Source organism: Pseudomonas sp. PDM27, assembly GCF_019219205.1.
Taxonomy (GTDB): Bacteria; Pseudomonadota; Gammaproteobacteria; order Pseudomonadales; family Pseudomonadaceae; genus Aquipseudomonas; species Aquipseudomonas laurylsulfatiphila.
Genome location: NZ_JAHUWF010000012.1, coordinates 207,040 through 213,755, shown reverse-complemented (window position 1 = coordinate 213,755; position 6,716 = coordinate 207,040). Strand labels below are relative to the sequence as shown.

The window sequence follows — 6,716 nt, the reverse complement described above, 5'->3', positions numbered from 1 at the left end:
CAGCGTTATGTGATGCGTTACAACAACGTCAGGCTCCATAGCTACAACGACTACCGGTCGCCGGTAGCTATGGAGAAACTGGCGGCATGAAACCGTAACTGGTGTCCAAAATTAGTTGACCAGTTCAGCTTGCTCGCGATAGCGATCTGTCCTTCACCAATGTTGTCGACTGACACGACGCCATCGCGAGCAAGCTCGCTCCCACAGTGGTCCGGGCATGACTGAAGGGTTGGTGTTGAATCCTATAGATACCGCGCCATGATCTCGTCGACCTTGCCTTCCTTGCGCATCTGGTCCAGCGCCGCCTGGAGCTTGGCCACCGTCTCGTCCGGCACGTCCTTGTTCAGTGCCAAGTACAGTTCCGCACTGTTGAAACGCAGTACGGTTTTCAACCCGTTGACCCCTTCCTGACGTGCCAGATAGCGCCCGGCCGGGTCACCGGTGGCCCACAGGTCGATCTGCCCGTTGACCAGTTTTTTCGCGTTGTCCTGATCGCGCAGTACAACAATCGGATTGAGCCCCTGCTTGGCCAGCGTCTCGGCAATCGCGTCGCCCTTGTAGGCGCCGATCTTGTACTTGCGCGCATCATTCAAGGTTTCGAGGGTGATCTTGCTGTCAGCCTTGGCCAGCATGATCCAGTCGTCCGGGCCGATTGGACCGACCCATTTGAACAGCTTCTCGCGATCCGGCAACCGCGCCATGACAAACACGCCATAGCCGGGTTTTTCCAGGGTGAGTTTGTAGATTCGCTCCCAAGGGAAACGCAGCGTCAGGCTATAGGTAATGTTGGCGCGCTTGAATATTTCGCGGACGATATCGGTGGCGATGCCATCGATGTTCTCGTCCTGAGCGAAGTTCTTGCCATTCTTCGCCATGTTGTAGGGCGGGAAATTTTCAGTCAGCAACACCATGTCGGCATCGGGACTGTCTTTTGCGTGTGCTCCGCTGATGAACAACAGAGAAGCGCTGGCAAGGACGAGAAGAAAGCGTTTAAGCATGTCTGGCTACCGAAATCCATGGCGTACCCAAGAGTGCCTTGGGCACGCCATGATGTCCACTGGCCTGCATTGGTTTATTCAGCGCATCACAATTCCGCGATGGGCCATATAAGCCTTGGCTTCCTGCACGGTGTATTCGCCGAAGTGGAAAATACTCGCCGCCAGAACCGCGCTGGCGTGACCTTCGATAATGCCGTCGGCCAGGTGTTGCAGGTTGCCGACGCCACCGGAAGCGATCACCGGAATGCCCAGCGCATCGCTGATGGCGCGGGTGACGCCCAGGTCGAAACCGTTTTTCATGCCGTCCTGGTCCATGCTGGTCAGCAGGATCTCACCGGCACCCAGGCCTTCCATTTTCTTTGCCCACTCAACGGCGTCGAGGCCGGTTGGCTTGCGCCCACCGTGGGTGAAGATTTCCCAGCGCGGGGTTTCGCCCGGCCCGGAAACCTTCTTCGCGTCGATCGCGACCACGATGCACTGCGAACCGAAATGCTGCGCGGCTTCGCCGACGAACTCAGGGTTGAACACCGCTGCGGTGTTGATCGAAACCTTGTCCGCGCCGGCATTGAGCAGGTTGCGGATGTCCTGCACGGTGCGTACGCCACCGCCCACGGTCAGCGGGATGAACACCTGGCTGGCCATGCGCTCGACGGTGTGCAGCGTGGTGTCGCGGCCATCGACGCTGGCAGTGATGTCGAGAAAGGTAATCTCGTCGGCGCCCTGCTCGTCGTAGCGACGGGCGATTTCCACCGGGTCACCGGCGTCGCGGATGTTTTCGAATTTCACACCCTTGACCACCCGGCCGTTGTCCACGTCCAGGCAAGGGATGATGCGTTTGGCCAGCGCCATGATCAGTCCTCAGCCTTTGTACGAATCGCAGAAAGCTTGCGCTTCGGCGACATCGAGGGTGCCTTCGTAAATCGCACGGCCGGTAATGGCGCCGATGATGCCCGGCGCCTTGGCGTCGAGCAGGGTCTTGATGTCGCCCAGGTTGTGGATACCGCCGGAAGCGATCACCGGGATCTTCGTGGCAGCAGCCAGTGCCGCGGTGAACGGTACGTTGCAGCCCTGCATCATGCCGTCTTTGGCGATGTCGGTGTAAACGATGGCGGAGACGCCGTCGGCTTCGAACTGCTTCGCCAGGTCGATCACCTGGATGGTGCTGATTTCAGCCCAACCGTCGGTGGCGACGAAACCGTCCTTGGCGTCCAGGCCGACGATCACCTTGCCCGGGAACGCGCGGCAGGCTTCGGCAACGAAGGCCGGATCTTTCACGGCCTTGGTGCCGATGATCACGTAGCTGACGCCCGCTTTCACGTAGTGCTCGATGGTTTCCAGGGAGCGGATACCGCCGCCGATCTGGATCGGCAGGTTCGGATAACGCTTGGCGATGGCGGTGACCACTTCGCCGTTGACCGGCTGGCCTTCGAACGCGCCGTTCAGGTCGACCAGATGCAGACGGCGGCAACCGCCCTCCACCCACTTGGCAGCCATGCTCACCGGATCATCGGAGAACACTGTGGAATCTTCCATGCGGCCCTGGCGCAGACGAACACAGGCACCGTCTTTAAGATCGATAGCGGGAATAATCAGCATCTGGCAAACCTTCAAATTTGAATGTTCAGCTTGGCTCGGAAATCAGTTTTTCTCGAGCGCCCACAGGTCGCTTTCGATGCTTTCGAACCTCTCTTTGAGGTGCGCCTGCACATCGAAAATCGCCCTGTTGTAATAGTGCGGAGCAATTTCACGGGTAAACAGCTCAAGAATCTCCGCCGCCTCGAACGAGCCGAGGTCGAGTTCGAAGCGGTCTTCCATGAAACGCTTGATCTTGCGATTGGCCTCGCTCTCCTGCTCGGGAGTGAGGGTCAGAATCGGCGGTTTCTTCTTGACGGCCATTTACCAGCGACCGTCCCACGCAGCGAAGTTCTGCAGCAACTGCAGGCCATGGGTATGGCTTTTCTCCGGGTGGAACTGCACGGCGAAACGCGAGCCTTCGGCCAGCGCCGCGGCGAAATCGACACCGTAGTGACCGCCACCCACCACCTGACGCGCATTGGCGGCGGCGATGTAGTAGCTGTGCACGAAGTAGAAACGCGCCAGGTCCGGAATGTCGTGCCACAGCGGGTGACTGACCTTCTGCTTCACTTCGTTCCAGCCCATGTGCGGGACTTTCAGGTGCTCACCATCCTCGACCAGATCCTTGCCGAAGAACTTCACCGCGCCCGGGAACAGGCCGATGCAGTCGACGCCGTCGTTCTCTTCGCTGGTGTCGAGCAAGGCTTGCATGCCCACACAGATGCCAAGGAACGGACGGTCCTGGCTGACTTCACGCACCAGCGAATCGAAGCCGAGGCGACGGATCTCCGCCATGCAATCGCGAATGGCGCCGACGCCGGGGAAAACCACCCGGTCGGCTTCGCGAATCACGTTGGCATCGCTGGTGATCAGCACCTTGCCGGCACCGACGTGCTCGAGGGCCTTGGCCACCGAGTGCAGGTTGCCCATGCCGTAATCGATAACCGCGACTGTCTGCATTACAGGACGCCCTTGGTCGAAGGCATTTGCCCGGCCATGCGGTCATCAAGTTCGACGGCCATGCGCAGGGCGCGACCGAAAGCCTTGAACACGGTTTCTATCTGGTGGTGGGTGTTGTGCCCACGCAGATTGTCGATGTGCAAGGTGACGTTGGCGTGGTTGACGAAGCCCTGGAAGAATTCCTGGAACAGGTCAACGTCGAAACCACCGACGGTGGCACGGGTGTAGGGAACATGCATCTGCAGGCCTGGACGGCCGGAGAAATCGATCACCACGCGCGACAGCGCTTCATCGAGCGGCACGTAGGCGTGACCGTAGCGACGGATGCCTTTCTTGTCGCCGATGGCTTTGGTGAAGGCCTGGCCGAGGGTGATACCGACGTCTTCCACAGTGTGGTGGTCATCGATATGCAGGTCGCCCTTGCTGACAATATCCAGGTCGATCAGCCCGTGACGGGCGATCTGGTCCAGCATGTGCTCAAGAAAAGGTACACCGATATCGAATCGGGCCTTTCCGGTGCCATCGAGGTTGATCGAGGCTTTGATCTGGGTTTCCAGAGTGTCGCGCTCGACAGACGCCTTACGTTCGGCCATCACCAGCTCCGCAAAATCATTGGGCGAAAAAGGCAGCCATTATAGGCGTGCGGGCGCCAAACAGAAACACGCGAGGTGATATCACTGACGGAGTGAATCCGGGGGTGCCAGCGATGTACATGTCAGTACAAGCCATTCAGGTGCAACACAGAACAAATGTGGGAGCGGGCTTGCTCGCGAAAGCGGTGGATCAGTCCACAATTATGTCGACTGATACTCCCTCTTCGCGAGCAAGCCCGCTCCCACAGGGGCTGTGGCTTACCTTGGTGTTAGTGGAACAACACCGCGGTTTTTTGCAAGGTCACCCACACACCCCACGCCAACGGAATACCCACCACCAGCCACGCCGCAACCGCCAGCGGCTTGGTGCCAGGCGCGGCTTTCCACTCCAGCACGGTGCTGCTGTCAGCCCCTTTGTCATGGCCCAGCACCTGTTCGGCGGCCAGTTCGGCGTCGGTCATGAAGTACTTGTCGGCCACCGGGCGCACCAGCAGGTTGCACAGGAAACCCAACACCAGCAGGCCGGCGAGGATGTACAGCGTGATGTCGTACGCTGCTGCACGCTCGACGCCAATGCTCAGCTGATACTCACGCAGGTAGTTCACCAGCACGGGACCGAGCACGCCGGCGGCCGCCCACGCCGTCAGCAGACGACCGTGAATCGCACCGACCATTTGCGTACCGAACAGGTCCGCCAGATACGCAGGAACAGTCGCGAAACCACCGCCGTACATCGACAGGATGACGCAGAACGCCGCCACGAACAGCGCGATGCTGCCCAGATGACCGAGGTTCGGAATCAGTCCGTACAGGGCAAAGCCCAAGGCGAAGAACACGAAGTAGGTGTTTTTGCGACCCAGGTAATCCGAGAACGAAGCCCAGAAGAAACGCCCGCCGATGTTGAACAGGCTCAGCAAACCGGTGAAACCGGCCGCGATGGCGGCGATTGAAGCCAGTTGCGAAGCGTCGAGTTGGCCGAACGCCAGGTCATTGCCCAGCAACTTGCCACCGAACACTTCCTGCAGCAGCGGCGACGCCATGCCGAGGATGCCGATACCCGCCGATACGTTCAGGCACAGCACCAGCCACACCAGACGGAACTGCGGCGTCTTCCAGGCCACATTCACGTGAACATGACGATGAGTAATCATCGCGTTCGAGGCTTTTTTCGCCGGGGCGGTCCAGCCTTCAGGCTTCCAGCCGGTTGGCGGGACGCGGTAGGACAATGCGCCACCGATCATGAACACGAAGTAGATCGCGGCCATGACCAGGAAGCTCTGCCACACGCCGACGCTGGTTGGCGAAGCGAAATGCCCCATCAGCGCTGCCGCCAGCGGAGCACCGACCATCGCACCACCGCCGAAGCCCATGATCGCCATGCCGGTGGCCATGCCGCGCTTGTCCGGGAACCACTTGATCAGGGTCGAGACCGGAGAAATGTAGCCCAGGCCCAGGCCGATACCACCAATGACCCCGGAGCCGATCCACATCAGCCAGATCTGGTGGGTATACACGCCCAGCGCCGAAATCAGCAGACCGCCGCACCAGCACAATGCCGACACTACGCCAGCCTTGCGTGGCCCGGCATGTTCCAGCCAGCCACCCCAGATGGCAGCCGAGCACCCCAGGAAGATGAAGAACAGGGTGTAGATCCAGCCGAGCATCGAGATCGGCCAGTCACACTGGGACGAAAAGACCTGTGCGATAAAACCCATGTCCGCTGCGCAGGCCACTGGAGCCGTGATGCCCAGCGCCTTGGACAGCGGCAACCAGAACACCGAAAAGCCGTAGGCCATGCCGATGCACAAGTGGATGGCCAGCGCGGCCGGTGGCACCAGCCAACGGTTGAAGCCGGGCTTGGCGATGATCCGCTCCTTGGACAGGAACGCGGGCTGGTCGGCGCTAAGGCCGTCCGCCGTGATGCTCGTGGTCATTGTATTTCCCCCAATTATTAGTAGGGTTCGCCAGCCACGCTCCCGGCCTTTATGCACGCAGACATGACCGTTTTTTGGTGGAGCGCCTTGTTGTGCGACAACAGGTCGCAGAAGGACGGACGAACGGGCAAAGGTTACCATCTGCCAGTGACAGAAAAACCAAACTGACATCACCTTTTGTACGTCGTCTGATCTCCATCGCTTCATGACCCCACAGGAATCACCATGCCGATCATTGTCGAGCCGCTCAATCAAGCCACGCCCCAGGATCGGCAGGATCTGCAGAAGATCTACCGCGACGCTCCAGACTGGTTGTTCGCCCCGTTTTCCGGCGAGGCGCAGTTGATCGAAGACTGCTTACAAGACGGCACACTGATCGCCGGACGCTTCAATGATCGCCTGCTGGGCGCGGCCCGCCTGCAAAGGCACCAAGACGCCTGGCATTTGTCACAAATATGTGTGCGAAAAATTACCCGTCGCCGTGGCGTTGCCGAGCGACTGGTGGCCGAAGCGCAAAAAATGGCCGCGCAATCGGGTATGCCGCTGCGCCTGCTGGCGCCTGCCGGGCATCTGGAGGCGCAGGCGCTGGCCGCCAAGCTGAAACTGCCACTGGATGTATTGCCGGCGTGATCACTGACCGGTCGTCTGTTCGGGGG

At 59.9% G+C, this 6,716-nt stretch carries 8 protein-coding genes; 1 reads left to right on the top strand and 7 read right to left on the bottom strand.

Annotation, left to right across the window (positions count from 1 at the left end; all coding sequences use genetic code 11):
• Nucleotides 1-242 precede the first annotated feature (242 nt).
• From KW838_RS23370 to KW838_RS23340, 7 genes are all read right to left on the bottom strand, one after another.
• On the bottom strand, nt 243-998 hold the full coding sequence (locus KW838_RS23370; protein WP_102700272.1) for an ABC transporter substrate-binding protein: 756 nt from the start codon (nt 996-998) through the stop codon (nt 243-245).
• Between the two features lie 78 nt (nt 999-1,076).
• Nucleotides 1,077-1,847: an imidazole glycerol phosphate synthase subunit HisF gene (gene hisF, locus KW838_RS23365; RefSeq protein WP_007972752.1), complete on the bottom strand. Its 771-nt coding sequence runs from the start codon at nt 1,845-1,847 to the stop codon at nt 1,077-1,079.
• 9 nt (nt 1,848-1,856) lie between these two features.
• Complete coding sequence (gene hisA / locus KW838_RS23360) at nt 1,857-2,594, bottom strand: 1-(5-phosphoribosyl)-5-[(5-phosphoribosylamino)methylideneamino]imidazole-4-carboxamide isomerase (protein WP_007972753.1); 738 nt, start codon at nt 2,592-2,594, stop codon at nt 1,857-1,859.
• 42 nt (nt 2,595-2,636) lie between these two features.
• The gene (locus tag KW838_RS23355; RefSeq protein ID WP_007989200.1) at nt 2,637-2,894 is read right to left on the bottom strand and encodes a DUF2164 domain-containing protein; all 258 of its coding nucleotides are present in this window, start codon (nt 2,892-2,894) and stop codon (nt 2,637-2,639) included.
• On the bottom strand, nt 2,895-3,533 hold the full coding sequence (gene hisH / locus KW838_RS23350) for an imidazole glycerol phosphate synthase subunit HisH (RefSeq protein WP_007972757.1): 639 nt from the start codon (nt 3,531-3,533) through the stop codon (nt 2,895-2,897).
• On the bottom strand, nt 3,533-4,126 hold the full coding sequence (gene hisB, locus KW838_RS23345; RefSeq protein ID WP_003186751.1) for an imidazoleglycerol-phosphate dehydratase HisB: 594 nt from the start codon (nt 4,124-4,126) through the stop codon (nt 3,533-3,535). The genes hisH and hisB overlap by 1 nt, the downstream gene beginning before the upstream one ends.
• 269 nt (nt 4,127-4,395) lie before the next feature.
• Nucleotides 4,396-6,060, bottom strand: a complete 1,665-nt coding sequence (locus tag KW838_RS23340) for an OFA family MFS transporter (protein WP_218503721.1) — start codon at nt 6,058-6,060, stop codon at nt 4,396-4,398.
• A 225-nt stretch (nt 6,061-6,285) separates the two neighbouring features.
• Between KW838_RS23340 and KW838_RS23335 the strand changes: the two genes are divergently transcribed.
• Complete coding sequence (locus tag KW838_RS23335) at nt 6,286-6,690, top strand: acetyl-CoA sensor PanZ family protein (RefSeq protein ID WP_102700269.1); 405 nt, start codon at nt 6,286-6,288, stop codon at nt 6,688-6,690.
• The last annotated feature ends 26 nt before the right edge of the window (nt 6,691-6,716 follow it).

What these genes read in the sequence shown, in the direction of transcription:
- KW838_RS23370 (WP_102700272.1), bottom strand. Translation starts at nt 998, where the DNA reads ATGCTTAAACGCTTTCTTCTCGTCCTTGCCAGCGCTTCTCTGTTGTTC.
- hisF (WP_007972752.1), bottom strand. Translation starts at nt 1,847, where the DNA reads ATGGCGCTGGCCAAACGCATCATCCCTTGCCTGGACGTGGACAACGGC.
- hisA (WP_007972753.1), bottom strand. Translation starts at nt 2,594, where the DNA reads ATGCTGATTATTCCCGCTATCGATCTTAAAGACGGTGCCTGTGTTCGT.
- KW838_RS23355 (WP_007989200.1), bottom strand. Translation starts at nt 2,894, where the DNA reads ATGGCCGTCAAGAAGAAACCGCCGATTCTGACCCTCACTCCCGAGCAG.
- hisH (WP_007972757.1), bottom strand. Translation starts at nt 3,533, where the DNA reads ATGCAGACAGTCGCGGTTATCGATTACGGCATGGGCAACCTGCACTCG.
- hisB (WP_003186751.1), bottom strand. Translation starts at nt 4,126, where the DNA reads ATGGCCGAACGTAAGGCGTCTGTCGAGCGCGACACTCTGGAAACCCAG.
- KW838_RS23340 (WP_218503721.1), bottom strand. Translation starts at nt 6,060, where the DNA reads ATGACCACGAGCATCACGGCGGACGGCCTTAGCGCCGACCAGCCCGCG.
- KW838_RS23335 (WP_102700269.1), top strand. Translation starts at nt 6,286, where the DNA reads ATGCCGATCATTGTCGAGCCGCTCAATCAAGCCACGCCCCAGGATCGG.